This is a genomic window from Mesobacillus sp., assembly GCF_057785455.1.
This window is the reverse complement of record NZ_JBYNSB010000035.1, coordinates 1-20399: the sequence shown is the minus strand read 5'-3', so window position 1 is coordinate 20399 and position 20399 is coordinate 1. Positions and strand designations below refer to the sequence as shown.

Annotated in this window: 21 protein-coding genes; 19 read left to right on the top strand and 2 right to left on the bottom strand. The window is 42.9% G+C overall.

Annotated features, from left to right (window positions below; translation table 11 throughout):
* Positions 1 to 240 precede the first annotated feature (240 nt).
* Positions 241 to 1560 carry a diaminopimelate decarboxylase gene (lysA, locus tag AC3EBE_RS13930; RefSeq protein ID WP_488595645.1) on the top strand — a complete coding sequence of 440 codons (1320 nt, stop codon included), beginning with the start codon at positions 241 to 243 and terminating at the stop codon, positions 1558 to 1560.
* A gap of 528 nt (positions 1561 to 2088) precedes the next feature.
* Positions 2089 to 2463 carry a GNAT family N-acetyltransferase gene (locus AC3EBE_RS13925; protein WP_488595644.1) on the top strand — a complete coding sequence of 125 codons (375 nt, stop codon included), beginning with the start codon at positions 2089 to 2091 and terminating at the stop codon, positions 2461 to 2463.
* Between the two features lie 11 nt (positions 2464 to 2474).
* Here the strand turns inward: AC3EBE_RS13925 and AC3EBE_RS13920 are convergent, their stop codons facing one another.
* On the bottom strand, positions 2475 to 3008 hold the full coding sequence (locus AC3EBE_RS13920; RefSeq protein WP_488595643.1) for a DUF309 domain-containing protein: 534 nt from the start codon (positions 3006 to 3008) through the stop codon (positions 2475 to 2477).
* Positions 3009 to 3220: 212 nt separating this feature from the next.
* Positions 3221 to 3325 carry a YjcZ family sporulation protein gene (locus AC3EBE_RS13915; RefSeq protein ID WP_488595642.1) on the bottom strand — a complete coding sequence of 35 codons (105 nt, stop codon included), beginning with the start codon at positions 3323 to 3325 and terminating at the stop codon, positions 3221 to 3223.
* Between the two features lie 208 nt (positions 3326 to 3533).
* Between AC3EBE_RS13915 and AC3EBE_RS13910 the strand changes: the two genes are divergently transcribed.
* The 17 genes from AC3EBE_RS13910 to AC3EBE_RS13830 all read left to right on the top strand — a co-directional run bounded on the left by AC3EBE_RS13910 (position 3534) and on the right by AC3EBE_RS13830 (position 19970).
* A complete protein-coding gene (locus AC3EBE_RS13910) occupies positions 3534 to 4277 on the top strand; it encodes a segregation/condensation protein A (protein ID WP_488595793.1) in 744 nt (247 codons plus the stop codon).
* 6 nt (positions 4278 to 4283) lie between these two features.
* Complete coding sequence (gene scpB, locus AC3EBE_RS13905) at positions 4284 to 4877, top strand: SMC-Scp complex subunit ScpB (protein ID WP_488595641.1); 594 nt, start codon at positions 4284 to 4286, stop codon at positions 4875 to 4877.
* Between the two features lie 201 nt (positions 4878 to 5078).
* A complete protein-coding gene (locus AC3EBE_RS13900; RefSeq protein ID WP_488595640.1) occupies positions 5079 to 5501 on the top strand; it encodes a hypothetical protein in 423 nt (140 codons plus the stop codon).
* A gap of 32 nt (positions 5502 to 5533) precedes the next feature.
* Complete coding sequence (locus AC3EBE_RS13895) at positions 5534 to 6022, top strand: DUF3907 family protein (protein WP_488595639.1); 489 nt, start codon at positions 5534 to 5536, stop codon at positions 6020 to 6022.
* Positions 6023 to 6159: 137 nt separating this feature from the next.
* Entirely contained in the window at positions 6160 to 7299 is a 1140-nt protein-coding gene (locus AC3EBE_RS13890) for a D-alanyl-D-alanine carboxypeptidase family protein (RefSeq protein WP_488595638.1), read from the top strand.
* Entirely contained in the window at positions 7292 to 7879 is a 588-nt protein-coding gene (locus tag AC3EBE_RS13885; RefSeq protein ID WP_488595637.1) for a nucleoside recognition domain-containing protein, read from the top strand. The genes AC3EBE_RS13890 and AC3EBE_RS13885 overlap by 8 nt, the downstream gene beginning before the upstream one ends.
* A 6-nt stretch (positions 7880 to 7885) precedes the next feature.
* Complete coding sequence (locus AC3EBE_RS13880; RefSeq protein ID WP_488595636.1) at positions 7886 to 8416, top strand: spore maturation protein; 531 nt, start codon at positions 7886 to 7888, stop codon at positions 8414 to 8416.
* Between the two features lie 549 nt (positions 8417 to 8965).
* Complete coding sequence (rluB, locus tag AC3EBE_RS13875; protein WP_488595635.1) at positions 8966 to 9691, top strand: 23S rRNA pseudouridine(2605) synthase RluB; 726 nt, start codon at positions 8966 to 8968, stop codon at positions 9689 to 9691.
* A 62-nt stretch (positions 9692 to 9753) separates the two neighbouring features.
* Positions 9754 to 10278: a thiol-disulfide oxidoreductase ResA gene (gene resA, locus AC3EBE_RS13870; protein WP_488595634.1), complete on the top strand. Its 525-nt coding sequence runs from the start codon at positions 9754 to 9756 to the stop codon at positions 10276 to 10278.
* A 30-nt stretch (positions 10279 to 10308) separates the two neighbouring features.
* On the top strand, positions 10309 to 11934 hold the full coding sequence (gene resB, locus AC3EBE_RS13865) for a cytochrome c biogenesis protein ResB (RefSeq protein ID WP_488595633.1): 1626 nt from the start codon (positions 10309 to 10311) through the stop codon (positions 11932 to 11934).
* Between the two features lie 12 nt (positions 11935 to 11946).
* Complete coding sequence (gene ccsB / locus AC3EBE_RS13860) at positions 11947 to 13134, top strand: c-type cytochrome biogenesis protein CcsB (protein WP_488595632.1); 1188 nt, start codon at positions 11947 to 11949, stop codon at positions 13132 to 13134.
* A 111-nt stretch (positions 13135 to 13245) separates the two neighbouring features.
* Positions 13246 to 13962 (top strand): response regulator transcription factor, encoded by a 717-nt coding sequence (locus AC3EBE_RS13855; protein WP_335428106.1) that lies wholly within the window; start codon positions 13246 to 13248, stop codon positions 13960 to 13962.
* Positions 13959 to 15746, top strand: a complete 1788-nt coding sequence (locus tag AC3EBE_RS13850) for an ATP-binding protein (protein WP_488595631.1) — start codon at positions 13959 to 13961, stop codon at positions 15744 to 15746. The genes AC3EBE_RS13855 and AC3EBE_RS13850 overlap by 4 nt, the downstream gene beginning before the upstream one ends.
* Positions 15747 to 15988: 242 nt before the next feature.
* Complete coding sequence (gene sigX, locus AC3EBE_RS13845) at positions 15989 to 16540, top strand: RNA polymerase sigma factor SigX (RefSeq protein ID WP_488595630.1); 552 nt, start codon at positions 15989 to 15991, stop codon at positions 16538 to 16540.
* A complete protein-coding gene (locus tag AC3EBE_RS13840) occupies positions 16515 to 17756 on the top strand; it encodes a hypothetical protein (protein WP_488595629.1) in 1242 nt (413 codons plus the stop codon). The genes sigX and AC3EBE_RS13840 overlap by 26 nt, the downstream gene beginning before the upstream one ends.
* Before the next feature lie 400 nt (positions 17757 to 18156).
* On the top strand, positions 18157 to 19089 hold the full coding sequence (locus AC3EBE_RS13835; RefSeq protein WP_488595628.1) for a peptidoglycan DD-metalloendopeptidase family protein: 933 nt from the start codon (positions 18157 to 18159) through the stop codon (positions 19087 to 19089).
* A 68-nt stretch (positions 19090 to 19157) separates the two neighbouring features.
* Complete coding sequence (locus tag AC3EBE_RS13830; protein ID WP_488595627.1) at positions 19158 to 19970, top strand: histidinol-phosphatase; 813 nt, start codon at positions 19158 to 19160, stop codon at positions 19968 to 19970.
* Positions 19971 to 20399: the final 429 nt, after the last annotated feature.

Here is a 20399-nt window from a genome sequence, read left to right as displayed (position 1 = left end):
CTTAAAGCGAAAAAATAAATAGACAGTTCACTAAGCGGACTGTCTATTTATCATTTAGCTTTTATAAAATACTGAATTCCGAGATTTTTGCCAGTCATACTATTGAATAAGTCAATTTGTGCAGAGCTGTAATCTTAGTAAGACTGAAAAGGGAAATGACAGAACAATTAGAAAAAGCTTCTCTTCTGAATTCTCGGAAACAGAGTAAGTAATTATATCGGCAAGGGATGAGGGGACAGCATGGAATTTCAAGGTACGGCAAAAGTTAATCGTCTTGGACACTTAGAAATTGGCGGTGTTGATACAGTCCAATTGGCAGAGAAATATGGGACCCCGCTGTATATCTATGATGTGGCTCTGATAAGGGAAAGAGCCAGAAGTTTTAAGAAAACATTCGAAAAAGCAGGAATCACTGCTCAAGTAGCATATGCAAGCAAAGCGTTTTCGACCATTGCAATGGTACAGCTGGCCGAGGAAGAAAATCTATCACTTGATGTCGTTTCTGGTGGTGAACTATACACGGCAGTTGCTGGCGGTTTCCCGGCAGAAAAGATTCACTTCCATGGCAACAATAAGAGCCGGCAAGAATTAGAGATGGCTCTTGACCATAATATCGGCTGTATCGTGGTTGATAATTTTTATGAATTGGACTTGCTCAAGGAAGTATGCGAAAGCAAAAAGCGAGGCATTAAAATTCTGCTGCGTGTCACTCCGGGAATTGAAGCCCACACACATGACTATATTTTAACTGGACAGGAAGATTCCAAGTTTGGATTCGACTTGCAAAATGGACAGGCAGAACAAGCACTGCAATTAGCTATGAAGGATAAAAATATCGATTTGCTCGGGCTTCACTGCCATATTGGTTCGCAAATATTCGAAACGACCGGATTCCTCCTTGCTGCCCAGAAAATATTTGAGAAGCTCGCAAAATGGAAAGAGGATTACAATTTTGAGTCGAAAGTTCTTAATTTAGGCGGCGGATTTGGAATCCGTTATACAAGTGAAGACGACCCGATTCCTGCAGCACAATATGTTGAGGAAATCATCAGTGAGGTAAAAAGGCAGGTTGCGCACTATTCAATGGCAATGCCAGAGATCTGGATTGAGCCAGGTCGGTCACTCGTTGGAGACGCGGGCACGACTCTATATAGCATCGGCTCTCGTAAGGACGTACCGAATGTACGCCAATATGTTGCAGTCGATGGCGGGATGAGCGATAATATCCGCCCAGCACTCTACCAGGCGAAATACGAAGCCGTCCTTGCGAACAGGGTGCTGGACAAACCGGAAGAGACCGTCTCCATTGCAGGTAAGTGCTGTGAATCCGGTGATATGCTTATTTGGGATTTACCACTGCCAAAAGCAGGGAACCAGGATTTATTGGCTGTATTCTGCACAGGCGCATACGGCTATTCAATGGCAAACAATTACAATCGCCTGCCAAGGCCTGCTGTCGTTTTTATCGAAGATACTAAGGACACCCTCGTTGTCCGCAGGGAGACGTTTGAAGATATGGTAAAGCTGGACCTCCCGCTGAAAGAGAAAATAAAAAATTAGCTGCTTGCTTCAGCTTTCTTTAGCTATGGAATGTATTCAGCTTTTTAAAATAAGTACTTCCCAACTGGATAAAGGACTCGCCAATCGGCGAGTTTTCTTTATCTGGCCCAAACTGGGATTTTAATAAAGTTGGCTTATTGCCGGCATTATTGTAGAATTACAGATTGGGAGGGTTGCCGGCATGAAAAAAAATAACTGGATGTTGTTTCTGCTGCTGCTGATAATGGCCATTGCATGGGGTGCTTACTACTGGTTTTTTATCGTTCCGGGCAGATAATTGGGTCGTCTCAGCTGGTGCAGTAATGAAATTAATTGAAGAATCGCACCTGATTATGTATGATATTATCAATTGCGGCTTTCAGATGAACCTGTTTAGCCGGACTTCATATAATATTAAAAGGATATTTACCTTAACTTATTAAAGCTATCTTGCTGCAAAGAAGCGTGAGGTTTAATTTAGACAGGAAATGGAAAAAATGGAGTAGGTATCTTCCATTTCTATTGTCAAACCATTAATGAGGGATCTATATGTTAATTCGATATAAAAAGGCATTTGAAAAAATCGCGATGGGACTCTTATCTTTCATGCCTAATGAGAAAGATTTGAAAAAGCTTCAGCAAACTATGAAGAATTATGAAACAGACGAGTCCTGGCAGCTGTTTTTATGGAAGGAAGATGAAGATATCATCGGACTTCTTGGTGTGGATTTTACCGAACAGAAAGTCATGAAAATTCAGCATATATCCGTAAATCCTTCTCATCGGCATCAGGGAATTGGTAAAAGGATGGTTAACGCCTTACAGGAGATGTTTCCAGATTGGCAGGCAACTGCGAACGAAGAGACAGCGGCGTTCTTTGAAAAATGCATACAGGATGGAACTACTGAAGGCAGTGAATGTTAATATTCACTGCCTTATTTCTTTCTGTTTCTATTTTTTTCATCAAGAGCTAATTTCCGTTCGCTAATGACCTCTGAGCGATCCCTGGATGAGTGGCGGTTGATCAAATCAGCGTCGGTCAGGTTACTTCGGGAACCCCATTGGAATCCATTCTCCTTGCATTCATTGCCGCATAGCTTCAGCAAGGCCGTATCCATTATCGGCAAATTAAAGCTGGAATAGGGGCTGCCATTATTGAGGTTCATCTCCCGTTTTCTTAATAACTCGAAAAGTGCATCGTGATCAATTCCTAAACGCTGACAGCTATGCGGATCTTTTTTAAAAATATTTTCTGCTTTTACAAGCGTTCTTCTGGCTCCCGCAAAGTTTTTCCTTCGGTAATGATAATTGGAGACCGCGAGAAGGATGAATGCGACCCAGATGGAGTCTTTATTGCCCGGATCGGTTGCTTTCCAGTATTCCTCCAGGATTTCATGGCATTCAAAGTAATCTCTATCCCCATGGAAATGGGCGAGGTATTGTATATAGGCTTTTGGATATTTTGACATGAACAATCCCCCTTATTAATACCACTACTTTAGCATAATCCTTATATTCGTAACATCAGAACCTGAAGGAATTCCGGAAAAAAAACAATATACCGGATAAAGGCAAATGAAAGCTGTGATAAATCTAATGATTTCCATAAGGGAATAAGAAAATGCCCGGCTACGCCGGGCGCATCATTTTAATATTGTATTCAGCTGGCTGGCTATATTTCTTACAGCCAGGCTGCACCAACGATGATTAACAATATGAATAACACAACGATTAGAGCGAATCCAGCTCCGTGACCGTGGCCTCCATGACCTTTTTTATCTGACATGTTCATGACCTCCTGATAGTAAAATAGCCTACTTTACATTTTCAGCATATGTTTGGAATGGCCAAAGCGTTTGGGCGAACGTCCTTATTTTAAAGCGAATTTAAAATTATCTTCTTAAATAAGTATTGGATAACAACCTGCTAATCCACTATACTTATATAATGATGCAGTTCAATATAGGAGTTTTGGTGGGAAATGATGCAATATGATGCAATATAACGTTAAAATCGAGGCCTTTGAAGGTCCGTTGGATTTACTTCTGCACTTGATCAATCGACTTGAGATTGATATTTACGATATACCAGTCGCGAAGATCACTGAACAATATCTTATCTATATCCATGCCATGAAAGAGCTGCAGCTGGATGTGGCCAGTGAATATCTGGTAATGGCAGCGACATTGTTAGCGATCAAAAGCAAAATGCTGCTTCCTAAACATGAAGAAGAAATGGTAGAGGATTTTGAAATAGAGCAAGATGATGATCCGCGGAATGAACTTGTTGAGCGTCTGATTGAATACAAGAAATTCAAAGAGGCTGCAGGTGACCTGAAGTCTATGGAACAGGAACGCGGACTGATGTATACTAAGCCGCCGAGCGATTTGACGGAGTATGCCAAGGAAATCCGAAATGATAATATGGATTTGGATATCTCTTTGTACGATATGCTCGGAGCATTCCAAAAACTGTTAAGAAGAAAAAAACTGCAAAGGCCGATGTCAACGAAAATTACAAGGCAGGAAATATCAATTGAGAAAAGGATGGACGAAATTATTGATTTCCTGAAAGCGAAAGGTACGAGACAGAGCTTCAATGACCTTTTCCCTGAGCCGGACCGGGAGCATATTGTCGTTACATTCCTAGCGATCCTTGAGCTGATAAAAAGAAAAGAAATAGACGTACAGCAAGAAGACAATTTTGCAGAAATATTCATGACAGCAAGAAAGGAGTAGACAAGCTTGGGAATCGTTAAGTGGAAAGGGATTGCGGAAAGTCTTCTGTTTGCAGCAGGGGATGAGGGATTAAGCCTTAAGCAGATAGCGAATGTGCTTGAAGTGGAAGCAGCGAAGGCGGAAGAAATCCTTTCTGAATTGCAATCCGATTATGAAAATGATGATCATCGGGGCATCACTATTATTCAGGCCGCCGGGGTGTATCAGCTGGCAACGAAAAAAGAGCATGCCGTTTATCTGAAAAAGCTCGTGGAGGCTCCGGGGGCAGGCCACCTTACTCAAGCAGCTCTTGAGACACTTGCCATCGTGGCCTACAAGCAGCCGATTACAAGGGCAGAAATAGAAGAAATTCGCGGTGTGAAAACAGAAAGACCTTTACATACGCTCACCTCAAGAGCGCTGATCAAAGAGGTAGGCAGAGCGGAAGGGACGGGACGGGCCATTTTATATGGAACTACAAAAGAATTCCTCGACTACTTTGGCCTGAAGAATATTAAAGAGCTTCCGCCGCTCCCAGAGAACGTGCATGACTCCGAAATCCAGGAAGATGCAGATCTTTTCTTTGAGAAATTTCAGGAAACGATGGATATGGATCTGTAGCTTTTGTGCACAAAGTTTTGAATTTATGATAAAATTTAAATAATTATTTGGAAAAGCTTTTGGTTATTTGCCAGGGCTTTTCTTTGTACATATAATTTTGGCTTACTCGTTTTGATGAAAAATTCGGGTGGAGGCTGAAATCAGCGGGCAATAGTGGTCCTGCCATGATTTTTAGAATGAATGTCCAACAGGAGGAATAACATGCTTATAAAGCAATGTGTTGGTTATGAACTAGAAAAGGAAAAATCAAATACGTCAGAAGACTTTTTCAACCGAAGCGAAGTTACGTTTGTTGAAGATGGAAAAGAGAAAACACTGCATGTGCTGTATGTAAGGTATTTTGATGAACTGATTGGCAGCATGACTCCGTACGAGTCGGATCCTGTGTTCAAGGCTGGTTCCAGGGAAGTCAATCTCAGAGATCTTGTAGCTATTGCTGCCTTATTGAAAAATCCCGGATATCGCCACCGCAAAAGGGTATATATCAATGTACAAAAAGAATTTGAGGATATTTTCAAGGGTCTTGACTTTAACAAGCTTCCTGGAATTATTGAAGGCCTCGAACAAAAAGGAGCTTTTGAGGTACGCTCTCCTTTAGATTATATTGTACAGCCAGTTCGATAGAGCAGGATGAAAATACGTCGGGGGTGTTATTAATGGGAAATACAATTGTAAGAACACAAATTGAGGAAGTCCGCGAGTTTCTGGGAGAGAGTGTGAAGAAGCTGGAGGCATTCCTGAATAATACAACTCTTTCTAAGCTTCAGCAGGAACAGCAAGCAGAAGAAGACTATTATATATCGATCCTTTCTAGTCTCAGGAAGCTGACGGTCTATTGTGACGAAGGTCTGGATGCATGTAAGATCATCCTTCAGGCTGAAACGTTCTCAAAGCCGGCTGCTGAAAAAACTTTGTACCGTATTTATTATCAGTGCATCGAAGAATTCTTTTCTCCAAAAAGCGATGCGTGGTATGAGGACAGCAGATCAGCATATACCGGAAAAAATGCGATCAAGTTCAGGCAGCCTGTTGCCCCAGAGCTAAGCGGCCTTCTGCTTGGGCTGGAGAGCAGTTTTCAAAGAATCAGGGAAGAACTCGAATACTATGAAACAGACTATCGGACAAAGATGCTCCAGTCCAGATAGGAATTTAAAGAAGCGGCATAACAGCCGTTTCTTTTTTTTGCCTGAAATTATCATTGGCCCCCTTTAACCTTTATGTCATATAAAGACTTGTCCTGCATAAACTTGTACAAACTGCCAAAGGAGACGAGGGTCTATCAATGAAAAGGAATTGGATAAAAATTATCATAATCGCTGCCTTGATGCTTTATAGCCTTCCAAGTACCGCCCAGGCATCAATTTCTGTCAGTGCCCGCAGTGCTATCTTGATAGAACAGGAATCAGGCAGGATTTTATATGAGAAAGATGCACACAAAGTGAGCAGGATTGCCAGTATTACCAAAATCATGACAGCGGTTCTGGCAATAGAATCAGGAAAAATGAATGACATGGTAAAGGTTAGCGATAAAGCAGTCCACGCAGAAGGATCTTCTGTATATTTGAAGCCTGGTGAAAAAATCAAACTTGAAGACCTGGTGTATGGTCTGATGCTGAGGTCGGGAAATGACGCTGCCGTCGCCATTGCTGAACATGTAGGCGGGAGTGTTGAAGGGTTTGCGTATTTGATGAATGAAAAAGCAAGAGAAATTGGCATGGAGGATACCCATTTTGCCAATCCACATGGACTTGATGACCATGAGAATCACGTATCAACTGCCTATGACATGGCAATCCTGACTCGGTATGCCATGGCAAACGATACGTATAGAAAGATAGCAGGAACGAAGGTCCATCGAGCACCGAACCCTACGGAAACCTGGGACCGTGTCTGGAAAAATAAAAACAGGCTTCTTACTGAACTATATGATCACAGCACTGGAGGGAAGACTGGATATACCAAACGCGCAAAAAGGACACTGGTTTCAACTGCGGAAAAAGATGATTTTGAACTGATTGCTGTTACCCTGAATGCGCCTGATGACTGGAATGATCACATCCAGATGTTTGAAAGTGCATTCGATGAATATGATATTGCCGAAGTTTTACCGAAAGGCAAGGTCAAGGGAGTGAAAGATACTTATTACAAAAACACTCTCTACCTAGAACGGTCATTTGATTATCCGCTGACAAGCGATGAAGAAAACCTGGTCAAGGTAGAATATAAACTCCAAAAGGCACCAAAGGATCCCCAAGTTGGAAGTGTACCGAATATCGCCGGAAGGGCTATCGTGTACCTGGACGGAAATATAATTGGGAGCCTTCCTGTATACTACAAAGCAGAAGTGAGAGAAAATAAATCCCTATTTGACTTTTTTAAAAATATATTTACTTCAATAGTAGGAATTGAATATCATGGCTAATTATATCTGGGTATTCATGACGTTAGTTGGGCTTGTATTTGCAATGGTAAACGGGACGATGTCCGAAGTGAATGAGGCAGTATTCAATGGAGCAAAGGAAGCTGTCACTCTCTGTATCGGATTGATAAGCATCCTGGTATTCTGGCTTGGAATGATGAGGATCGCAGAGGATTCAGGCCTGCTTACCAAGCTTTCGAGCCTATTTAAGCCACTCGTATCCAAGTTATTCCCTGAGGTTCCCTCTAACCACCCTGCTATGGGGTATATTCTTTCCAATATGATAGCCAATATGTTTGGTCTGGGGAATGCCGCGACACCGCTCGGGATAAAAGCAATGGAAGAATTGAAGGAGCTTAATGGCGGGAAAAAAGAGGCAAGCCGTTCAATGATCACTTTTCTTGCCATCAATACAGCAAGCATCACGCTGATTCCTACTACGGTTATTGCAATCAGGATGAACTATAATTCAGCTAATCCGACTGATATTGTAGGGCCGACCCTTCTGGCTACGGCGGTTTCGGCTGTTGCTGCGATTTTTATAGACCGTTATTTTTACTATAGAAGAAGCAAAAAGGGGTAATGGAAGATGGAAATCGTCTCAGCAATATCTTTATGGTTTATCCCGGTGCTGATTGGCTTCATATTAGTATATGGGACTTTCAAAAAGGTTCCAACTTATGAGAGCTTCGTAGAGGGAGGCAAAGAAGGCATTAAGATGGCTGTTTCTATCATTCCATTTTTGGTCGGAATGATGGTTGCCATTTCGGTATTCAGAGCCTCTGGGGCCCTTGACCTGATGGTAGATTTTATGAGGCCGGCTCTAGAAAAGATAGGGGTTCCGGCAGAAATCGTTCCGCTTGCAATCATCAGGCCCATTTCAGGAACTGCTGCCCTTGGAATAACCAGTGACTTAATAGGGGTATACGGACCTGATTCATTCATCGGAAGACTTGCAGCTACCCTTCAGGGAAGTACAGATACAACCTTTTATGTTCTGACTGTTTATTTCGGCGCTGTAGGAATCAAGAAAATGGGAGATGCACTAAAAGTAGGGCTGCTGGCAGATGCCGTCGCTATCGCCACAGCTATCATTGTAGTCACAATAATGTTTTCGTAAGGATGCCTGTAAAAAGAGGCGTCCTTTTTTATTGCTTTTTGTTAGGCTGTGTTAAAGCTGAATATTGATTTTTAACCCTGTTGATTGTAGTGGAAGGCGCGAAGACTCCTTCGGGAAGAAGCGGGTAGGTGAGACCTAGGTAGAAATGGCCCGAAAAGAAGGGGCCATTTTACCCCGCAGGAGCAAAGCGACGAGGAGGCTCACCGCACGCCCCAAGAAGAATTCGTTCTTGAAAAAGCCGGCAGTTGGGCTTTTTCATAATTTTTCAGAGGAAAGCGAAGCGCCTGGAACGAAAATCAACAGCCTCGTTTACCAGAGCCTTTTGTTAAAGAGCAGCCGGCTAAAAAGAGCTATCTTTCTCAGGTAGCGAAAAGTCAAAAAACGCTAGGCCGACTTATCGGTATTTTTGCAATATAACAATAAAAGCACTATATATAATTTTTTAGGAATTGCTTACTTTGAAAACAGCGAGAGTTATGTCATAATTCATAAGGATGGAATAGATAGTAAAATCAACAATCGTGAATTGATATTATAGGAGTGACCTTCATGGAAAGACTGCAAAAAGTTATAGCGCACGCCGGAATTGCATCGAGAAGGAAAGCGGAGGAACTGATTCTTCAGGGCAGAGTCAAGGTCAATGGCAGTGTGGTCAAGGAGCTTGGGAAAAAGGTGACTTCATCCGACCGCATAGAGGTTGACGGGATACAGATAGAAGGGGAAGAGCCGGTTTACTTCTTATTCTATAAGCCTCGAGGAGTCATTTCGAGCGTCCAGGATGAAAAGGGCAGGAAAGTGGTAACTGACTTTTTTGAGACAATTAAAGAGAGAATTTATCCTGTAGGAAGACTGGATTATGATACCTCGGGCTTGCTGCTGCTTACGAACGATGGCGAATTCGCCAATTTGCTGATGCATCCAAGCAATGAAATCGACAAGGTGTATGTCGCCAAAGTGAAAGGGATTCCATCCCGCGAGAAACTTACAAGCCTTTCACGCGGAATCATGCTCGAAGATGGAAAGACAGCACCTGCAAAAACGAAGCTATTAAGTGTGGATAAAAAGAAAGATACGGCAATCGTCGAGATTACAATTCATGAGGGACGGAACAGGCAGGTAAGGAGAATGTTCGAGGCGATCGGCCACCCTGTATTAAAGCTTAAACGGGAAAAGTACGGTTTCCTTACGCTCAATGGATTAAGAACAGGAGAAATCAGGGAGCTCACCCATCATGAAGTGAAGCAGCTCCGTGTACTTGCCATGAAAAAGTCATAGAGTTATCACCATATAGATAGTCTTAATGATATAATGGGAGAAATACGGTAGGAGGTTTATTGATGAAGAAGAAACGTCTGATTACCCGGACTATCATACTTGCCATTTTGGCTGCGGCAGTTGGCTATACCTTATATGCCAATATGAATAAGGACAAGAACCAGAAAATCGAAATCGGGAAGCCTGCTCCTGATTTTGCACTGGTGGATATGGAAGGCAACAAACATAGGCTGTCTGATTACAAAGGGCAGGGTGTGTTCCTGAATTTTTGGGCCACATGGTGTAAGCCATGTGAGAGAGAAATGCCTTACATCGAAAATCAGTACCAGCAGTTCAAGGATCAAGGCGTGCAAGTTCTTGCAATCGACTCAAGCGAAACGGATTTAGTGGTCAATAAGTTCATTGAACGTAAAGGCCTCAATTTCCCTGTCATGATTGATAAGGATGGACAAGTTCAGGCGGCTTATGGAATCAATCCTCTGCCGATCACGTTCCTGATTGATAAGGACGGCAATGTGGTGAGAAGTCATACTGGGGAATTGACTGAAGACACTGTACGCGATTTCATGGAACAAATCAAACCTTAAACGTAAGGGGAAAAACAGGGAGTTTTTGAAATGAACGATGTAAAATGCGAATGCGGCCATGTAAATCCGCATGGAACCATCCTTTGTGAATCCTGCGGGAGAGTGCTTGAGGAGAAAGAGAAAGAAAAGCAGCTCCTTGATATGCGCTATGAAGGAAGTGCTAGACGTTCACAAACTTATAACAAAACAATCATTGATAAGGTATGGAATTTCTTTTCGTCGGTTAAGGTGGGCGTATGGCTGATAGTCATTACCCTGATCGCTTCATCTTTGGGAACGATTTTTCCGCAGGAAATGTACATACCGCCTTTAATGCCAGCAGCTGAATATTATGAAGATCAATATGGATGGCTTGGTAAAGTTTATTATGAACTAGGATTCCATAATCTGTATAGCTCATGGTGGTATTTGCTTTTAATAGCCTCAATTGGCGTGTCACTTGTTATCTGCAGCCTTGACAGAGTTATTCCGCTGTATCGCGCTTTAAAAAAACAGAGAGTTTCAAGGCATGAAAGCTATCTGAAGCGTCAGCGGATGTTCAGTGTATCTGAACAAGGGCTGACAGATGATGCAGTGAGCACAATCAGAGAACGGCTGCAAAAGAAGGGTTATAAAATCCGTGAGGAAAATGGAGACATCCTGGCGGAAAAGAACCGTTTTTCCCGCTGGGGACCATATGTCAACCACGTTGGTCTGATCATCTTCCTGATTGGAGGCATGCTGAGGCTTGTTCCTGGAATGTATGTGGATGAAATCCTTTGGCTCAGGGAGGGCGAGACTAAAGCAATCCCAGGTACGGAGGGACAATATTACCTGAAAAACAATCAATTTATTTTCCAAGTTTATGATAAGGAAAAAGATGATGAAGTTTTCAAAAACGCCATCGACAAAGTAGGGACCGTAGTAAAAAACTATCAGACTAACGCGACCCTATATCAAAAACAGGGAGATACAGTTCCTGGTGAAACACCCGAGCTTGAGAAAGTCCGCGACCAGGCCATCCAGGTCAACAAGCCACTGAAAATTGACGGCTATGCCCTGTACCAGGTAGATTATAAACTGGATGAATTAAGCATGATGGCTTTCAAACTCGAAAATAAAGAAACTGGCAAACAGTTTGGAGAACTCCAAGTTGATTTATATGGCCCTGAAAAAGAATATGACCTGGGCAACGGCTATCGGGTAGAGGTAATGAGCTACTTCCCTGATTTTGAATTCAACGAAGATGGGGAGCCTGCAACTAAATCGCGGATTCCTAATAATCCAGCGTTTATCTTTAAGATGTTCACTCCGGATACACCAAAAGGAGAAGTCAGCTTTGTAGCCATCAGACAAAATATTGAGCCTATGGGCGATAATGATTACAAGATGACCTTCAGCGGAATGGATACGAAAAACGTAACTGCATTGACAGTAAGAAAAGATAATACTCTTTGGGTTTTAGCACTTGGAGGGCTTATTTTCATGATTGGCGTTGTCCAGGGTGCATACTGGAATCATCGCCGTTTATGGATTCGAAGGGTAAACGGGCAGATTTGGACAGCTGCTCATACAAATAAAAACTGGCATGGTCTAAAAAGAGAACTCGAGACCGTCTTTGAAGGATCAGGACTCCAGGTGCCAGATGATCAGTTAGCAGGAGAGAAGAAGGAATGAGGAGGGTAACAAATGGTTGAGCTAAGTTCAAACTTCCTGTTTACAGCGTTCATCCTATATTTAGTCGGCATTTTATTTTTCGGTGGTGCCATTAAGGATAAAAGGCATGCTGACAAGAAAAATGCCCCGAATAGATGGGCGACAATCGGAATCCTGATCACGATTGCGGGTTTCCTTTCACAATTAACATTTTTTATCTTAAGATGGATTGCATCCGGACACGCTCCGGTCAGCAACCTGTTTGAATTCACGACATTCTTTGGGATGTCTTTAGTAGGGGCATTCATCATTCTGTATTTCATGTATAAGACCCCGCTGTTAGGCTTGTTCACTTTGCCGGTGGCAGCTTTGATCATTGCATACGGAAGCATGTTCCCGAGGGATGTTACGCCATTGATTCCAGCATTGCAGAGCTACTGGCTGCACATCCATGTAACTACAACGGCAATCGGACAAGCCATCCTTGCTGTCAGCTTTGCAGCTGGGCTGATCTATCTCGTTAAAAGTGTTGACCAGTCCAAGAAAAGCAAGAGCACCCTTTGGCTGGAAATTGTATTATTTGGTCTGATCAGCACTCTTGGGTTCGTGTTTGTATCTAGTTACTTCGCGGCTACTGATTATGAAGCTAATTTTGATTATGTGAACAAAGAAGGGCAGCCTGCAACTGAAAAATACACAGTTCCAGCGCTTGTCGGCCCTCATCAATATGAGCTAAAGGACCAGGACAAGATGGAGCCTTTGTTTGAAACACCGGCAATCATCAGTGCGAAAAAACTAAATACGGTTATTTGGTCTATTGCAGCGGGTATAGTATTATATCTCGTGTTAAGAGGTATTTTAAGAAAGAGAGTGGCAGCAGCCCTGCAGCCTTGGACAAAAAATATCAATCTGGACCTTGTTGATGAAATCGGCTATCGCTCTGTGCTGATCGGTTTCCCTGTCTTTACTCTGGGTGGACTTATTTTCGCGATGATCTGGGCTCAAATTGCCTGGACACGATTCTGGGGTTGGGATCCTAAAGAGGTTTGGGCTTTGATCACCTGGTTATTCTATGCTGCATTCCTGCACCTGCGGCTGTCTAAGGGATGGCATGGTGAAAAATCTGCATGGCTTGCAGTTATCGGGTTCATCATCATTATGTTCAACCTTGTTGCCGTGAACCTTGTTATTGCCGGCTTGCATTCTTATGCAGGATCTTAAAATGTGTCCAATTTTTGAATGCCTTCACTGGGATAAGTGAAGGCATTTTTTAAAAAATCATGGTAAGCAGCCGTATGTTTATGTAAAATATTCGCAGGGGGGATATACCTTATGGAAAAGGACGTTAAGATTTTAGTAGTGGATGATGAAGAAAGAATCAGACGATTGCTGAAAATGTATCTTGAAAGAGAAAACTATATTATCGATGAAGCGGAAGACGGAAATGAAGCGTTGGCAAAGTCTCTTGCCAATGACTATGACGTAATCCTTTTAGATTTAATGATGCCTGGCAAGGACGGATTGGAAGTATGCCGTGATTTGCGTGAGAAGAAATCCACACCTGTCATCATGCTGACAGCGAAAGGTGAAGAAGTGAACAGGGTCCAGGGGTTCGAAGTTGGAACAGACGATTATATCGTTAAGCCATTCAGCCCGCGCGAAGTTGTGCTTCGTGTAAAAGCCATGCTTCGCCGTTCATCCAGCACTAGCTATCTTCAGACGGAAACGACTGCAAAAGACGTGATTGTTTTCCCTCATTTAACTATTGATAATGATGCCCATAGGGTTTCTGCAGATGGCAAGGAAGTCAGCTTGACACCAAAAGAGTATGAACTGCTTTATTTCCTGGCAAAAGCTCCGGATAAGGTTTTTGATAGAGAACAATTATTAAAGGAAGTCTGGCACTACGAATTTTTCGGAGACCTAAGAACGGTCGACACACATGTGAAAAGACTTCGTGAGAAACTGAACAAAGTATCTGAGCAGGCTGCAAAAATGATTGTAACAGTCTGGGGGGTTGGCTACAAGTTCGAGGTAGTCAATGAATGATGTTTTGGCGCAGTGTAGTAGGTAAGCTTTGGATTACCATCCTTCTGCTGGTTTGCTTTGTATTATTCATACTGACGGTTATGCTGGTCGAGTTTTTTGAAAACTATCACATCAATGAAACTCGCAAAGGACTGACCGAAACTGCTGAAAAAATAGCCAAAGTCCTGGAGGAACATCCCGGACAGGAGGAAGAGTTGGGTCTCGAGATTGCATGGGAAATGGTTGATGACGATTCCCGTGTAACGGTCATAAGAGATGAAGACACATATTACTATTCTCCCGATGGTGAAGGAAATGCCCATGTACCGATTTCTTTCTTGAAGGAAGACCAAGCATTGGCAGAGGTATTTAAAGAAGGTAAAAAGGTTGATATCATAACATCCCTGCCTGAAGTCTCAAGCGAGTCCGATGATACACAATATTTGATGATCGGTGTTCCGCTCCATCAGTATGAAACTCAGAATGGAGCTGTATTCATCTATCAATCGTTGGATGTCATGGAAGAAACGACAAGGCTGACCACGAAATTCATTCTACTGGCCGCTGGTGTTGCGATCGTGCTTACAACCATTTTTGCCTTTTTTCTTTCTACCAGAATTACAGCACCGCTGCGAAAAATGCGTGAAGCAGCATTTGAGGTTGCCAGGGGGAAATTTGATACGAAGGTTCCTATCCTCACACATGATGAAATTGGCGAGCTGGCAACAGCTTTCAACCAAATGGGCAGACAGCTTAAGTTCAACATGAATGCCCTGAGCCAGGAGAAAGAGCAGCTCACCAGTATCTTAAGCAGCATGGCAGATGGTGTCATCACGTTCAATCGTGACGGCACCATCCTGATTACCAATCCTCCTGCTGAGATGTTCCTTCGGTACTGGTATTATGAGCAGGGCCTTAGCTCCGAGAACAACGACGCTGTGCCTTCGGAGGTCATGGAGCTCTTCCAGCTTGCCGTGAATACAGAAAAAGAGCAGGTTGGGGAAATTTCCGCACAGGGACGGACCTGGGTCATCATCGTCAGCCCATTATACAACAAGCGCTTTATTCGCGGAGCTGTGGCAGTTGTAAGGGATATGACGGAGGAGCGGAAGCTGGACAAACTCCGCGAGGATTTCATTGCCAATGTTTCACATGAGCTCAGGACACCTATCTCGATGCTACAGGGCTACAGTGAAGCAATTGTCGATGATATTGCCCAAACGGACGAAGAGAAGAAGGAAATGGCGAAGGTCATCTACGATGAATCGTTAAGAATGGGAAGGCTCGTTAACGAGCTACTGGATTTGGCCCGCATGGAGGCTGGCCATATTTTGCTCACGGTTGAGCCTATCGAGATCGAGCCATACCTGAACCGTGTGATTCGTAAATTTTACGGACTCGCCAAGGAAAAAGGGATTGAATTGTCGGTGAAGCTTGATACCAATGAGCCGGTATTCCGCTTCGATCCTGATCGAATTGAGCAGGTTCTGACTAACTTAATCGACAATGCTATCAGGCATGTTCCTGATTCTGCCACGATCCAGATTGTCTGCAGGTCAGATGAACGCGGCCTCTACTTTGAAGTCAGTGATCAGGGGCCAGGCATACCTGAAGAGGATTTGCCTTTCCTGTTCGAAAGATTTTATAAGGCAGACAAATCAAGAACGCGTGGTGTTTCAGGTACCGGATTAGGCCTGGCGATTGCCAAGAATATTATCGATGCCCATCGAGGCAGCATCGCAGTAAAGAGCAAACTCGGACAAGGTACGACATTTTCCTTTTTAATCCCTCGAAATATCGAGTAAATTAGGAATACTTGCCGACTATTCTTGATTCACGAGGAACATTTATAATGAATCAGGCCCCTTCATCAAGAAGGGGCCTGATTCTTGTTCAGACTTTAAAAACAAAAAAGAAACCTATAGTGATCCTCCAATTTTTAGGCCGAAAAAACCTTTCATTCCCAGCATAAAAATAATATAGTTAATATGAAACTTTATTTACATAATCAACGACTAATCTAATGAATACGGAGGCGAGGCGACCAATGAACTCCGTTTTTGATGAATTGTATCAAAAATATCATCATGACGTTTTTCAATTTTTATTCTATATGGTAAAAAGCAAGGAACAAGCTGAGGACCTGGTTCAGGAAGTTTATATCCGCGTCCTGAAAGCATACCATCGGTTCGAAGGAAAAAGCAGTGAGAAAACTTGGCTTTTTTCAATTGCAAAGAATGTGGCAATTGACCACTTCCGGAAGCAAAAGGGCTGGAAACAGAGGCTATTGGAATCCTTTGATATGTCTGCGCGCCAGGTAAAGGACGAACAGCCATTGCCTGAGGAATTGGCGCTTCAGAGTGAAGAAATACAGCTGATGTATAAATGCCTGGATCAATGCACCGTTGACCAGAGAATGGTCATCATCATGAGATATATTCATGACCTGACCATAACTGAAACGGCAGAAGCGCTGGGGTGGACTGAAAGTAAGGTCAAAACGACACAGCATCGGGCGTTAAAGATGCTTAAGAAGCTAATGGAAGAAATGATTGAAAAGGAAGGGATGACTAGTGAAAAAGTCACAGTTAAGCGATAAGCAGCTAGAAGAAATCCTCGGCCAGATGCCTAAGATAAGAGACAATCGCGACCCTCGTGACATCTACCAAAACATTGCCCATCGTGTGGAAAAACGAAGAATGCCATCATGGGTTATTCCAGGTGCTGCGCTGGCGGCTGTCCTTTTCCTTGCCTTCGTCCTTTCACCCGGCTTGATGAAAACGGACCAATCGGCAGATAAAGCGATTGACAGCAGCACAGCGCAGGAATCCAAACTGGCAGCTGATATGGATACTGCCAGCCGGGACAAAGCTGAAAACACAGTCGATAAACCGAATTCAAAACCTGAAAATAATACAATGATCGCAGATACAAAAGCAGATGACAAACAGGATCCAGCAAGAAAAATGGCTGAGAATCCATATACGGATTTGACTGCATTGTATCAAGAAGAAATTGCAGGACAGGATACCGAAGTCCTTACCTACGCTATTCCCGACCAAAACGGGCAGGTGCTTGTACCAGTAAGCACCACAATCCCAAAAGATGAGGGAAAGCAATGGATTGCTGCCTTTACTGAGACGATGGGAAAGCTAAAGGAAGAAGAATGGGGCTTGAGCGAATTCTATCCGATTGATGCCACATGGGAGTTTGATGAAGGAACTAAAACGTTGAATATGGATGTTAAAGAAGATCATCCTTTCAAGTATGGCAGTGTTTCGAACACTATGCTGCTTGAGGCAATGTCACAAAATCTCGCGGGCAAGGGTATAGATTTACTGACTTTCTCAACCGAGCAAAAGCCTGGGATTGACCTCGGAAACTATGGAGTTCTGACGGAAGGAGAGATTTCTTCCCCGGATAATAACAAACGCGCTTATATGTTCTACACATCCGATGGCTCTGAAAAACCCTTCCTTGTTCCGACAAAAGAACAATTCGAAGACATTATGAATGCTTTTGGCATCATGCGCGAAAACAACGATCAACTTGGATTGACCGCCTCATTGCCGCAGGAATTCAAACCAGCACAGATCTTATTTGCAGAAGATAATTCTGAAATCACGATTGTCATGAACAACGCAAACATGAATGAAGAGTTCCTTCCAAACCTGGAAGCGATCCTGTTGACCGCAAAGGACTTTGGATATCAAAAGGTAAAGATTGAAAATGCCGGCACGGACCAGCTCGGCCCATTCAATATGAATGAGCCAATACCCGTGCCAGTAGCTCCAAATAAGAAATCAATTGATTAAGCTGTGTTAAAGGTGAAGGTTGATTTTCAACCCTGTTGATTGTAGTGGAAGGCGCGAAGACTCCTTCGGGATGAAGCGGGACAGGTGAGACCCCGCAGGAGCGAAGCGCCTGGAACGAAAATCAACAGCCTAGTTTAACATTGCCATTGATTAAGAAAGGCTATGCGCCTTTCTTTTTTTTATGGATCAAACTTACCAATGTCGAGTGTGGTTGATAATTATAGACAAATAAAATTCATGATTTCGAAGCTAATTTTCCTTCTTTTGCATAAAAAAGCAAGTTATCTCTCAATATAACGAATGTGCTTTTTAACTGCTGCCTTTCTGTTAAAACAGGTTCTATTTCAGTACAGCCTGTCATAGTGATGGAAAGGGAGTACAAATGTTAAGGAGGAAGAAAATGCAGGATTACATAAAGCGTTTGCTTATAGCCGGGTTAATGGCACTTTGTATCAGCTTGCTATTTCTTGGCGGAAAGCACTCTGAAGCAGAGATGCTCGATATACCCGAACTGACCTCGGATTGGATCTGGCCAGCCGATGGATTGGTATCTGACTTATATGGAACCCGTCATGGCCACCATAAAGGGATTGACATTGCTGCTGACCTTAGGGCACCGATACATACAGTTGATGATGGAGTAGTCACAAAATCTTATTATTCAGGATCGTATGGACATGTAGTGTTTATAAAGCACGAGAATAATTTGGAGACAGTATACGCTCATTTGAATAAACGGAACGTAAAAGAAGGACAAGTTGTTAAACAGGGAGAGATCATCGGGGAAATGGGAAGTACCGGTGACTCATCAGGAGTGCATCTCCACTTCGAAATCCATAAAGAAAAATGGACATACGAAAAGAAGAATGCTGTAAATCCATTGCTTGCGCTTGGAAATGCAGAGATTGGACAGTCTGTCGCGGTATCGGAGAAAAGAAATGTCTATGCAATGGAAACAATCGCAAAACTTCGAATGTCAGATGATCTCCTAATTGATCAGGATCACTCAAAGAATCCTATTGGGGTGGAGCCAACACAAGAGGAAGAGATCATTCATACAGTCCAGGGCGGTGAAACATTATGGTCACTGGCAATAAAGTACAAGACGACAGTTGAAGCAATCTCTCAACGTAACGTGATCCAGGGTAATCAGATAAAGGTGGGTCAGGTTCTTGTAATTGATGCTGAGGAACAAAATCGTTACGTAGTTTCCGCTGGAGACTCTCTCATCACCATTGCTAAAAAGACAAATACATCTGTACAGGATATAAAGAGGTTGAACGATTTAAACACAGATATTATAAAACCGCGGCAAATCTTGAGAATCCGGTAATTAATTCCTTGTCCCTCCATCCCTCTAAAAGTATAATAGGGAAAACGATTCAATAGGGGGATGGAGACATGCTGACGGATTACCATAACCATCTTGAAAGAGGAACCTTGACACTGGATTACTTAAAGGAGTTTACTGAAGCGGCTGAAAAACGGGGAATCGGCCATTTCGGAATTTCTGAGCATGCATATCACTTTTATCAAACAGCTGACATCTTAAGAAACAGCTGGGTAGATGAACGCCGTTATTATGATATGGGGGATTATGTAAGGCTTTTTGAAGAAGCATGGAAAAATAATATCGACGTGAAAATGTCGATTGAAATGGATTATACCCCAGGCAAGCATAAGGAAATGGAAAGCTTCATCAAAAGCTATGATTTCGACTATGTGATTGGCTCGATCCACTGGATTGGCGACTTTGGCATCGACCTTGCGGAATACAGGGAAGAGTGGGATAAAAGAGATCTGTTTGAAGTATATGAAAGCTATTTTGACCAGGTTGTAACCCTTGCGGAATCGAATTTGTTTGATATTATCGGTCATATTGATTTAGTGAAGATTTTTAAGTATGTCCCTGACGATGAAAGCTTTTTGCTCGAACAATATGACAGAGCCACAACTGCCCTGGCCAAATCAAAAACTTGCGTTGAAATCAGCACCGCCGGCCTTAGGAAGCCTACCCAGACATTATACCCAGATCCGAGGCTACTGAAAATGTGTTTTGCTAAGCAGATTCCAATCGTTCTGTCATCCGATGCTCACGTTCCTGAGCATGTAGGCGCGGATTATGACCAGGCACTCCAGCTTGCTAGGGAAGTCGGCTATAAAGAAATCATGACCTTCGCAAAAGGCGAGCGCAAAGCTTACCCGCTAGGATAGCATGTGCGGAAAATTAAATTTAAAATGGAAGCTTAACAACAGAAAACCGGGCAAAAAAGTAACGGGTTCGGATATCTATCACAAACTGTTAATTTTGATTGTAAAAAGTAATGTCTGTGGTATATAAAAATGTTATTGGTTTTGTGGACCAAATTGCTATACCGGCAATTTGGTCTTTTTGTTTTGTAGGGCATTTATAAACCATTGGCTTTGTTAAACAAGGCTGTTGATTTTCGTTCCAGGCACTTCGCTTTCCTCGTGGCGTGCGGTGAGCCTCCTCGTCGCTTCGCTTCTGCGGGGTAAAATGGCCCTTCTTCTCAGGCCATTTCTACCTAGGTCTCACCTGCCCTCTAAATCCCGAAGGAGTCTACGCGCCTTCCATTACAATCAACAGCGTTTAAAAATCAACATTCAGCTTTAACTGAGCCA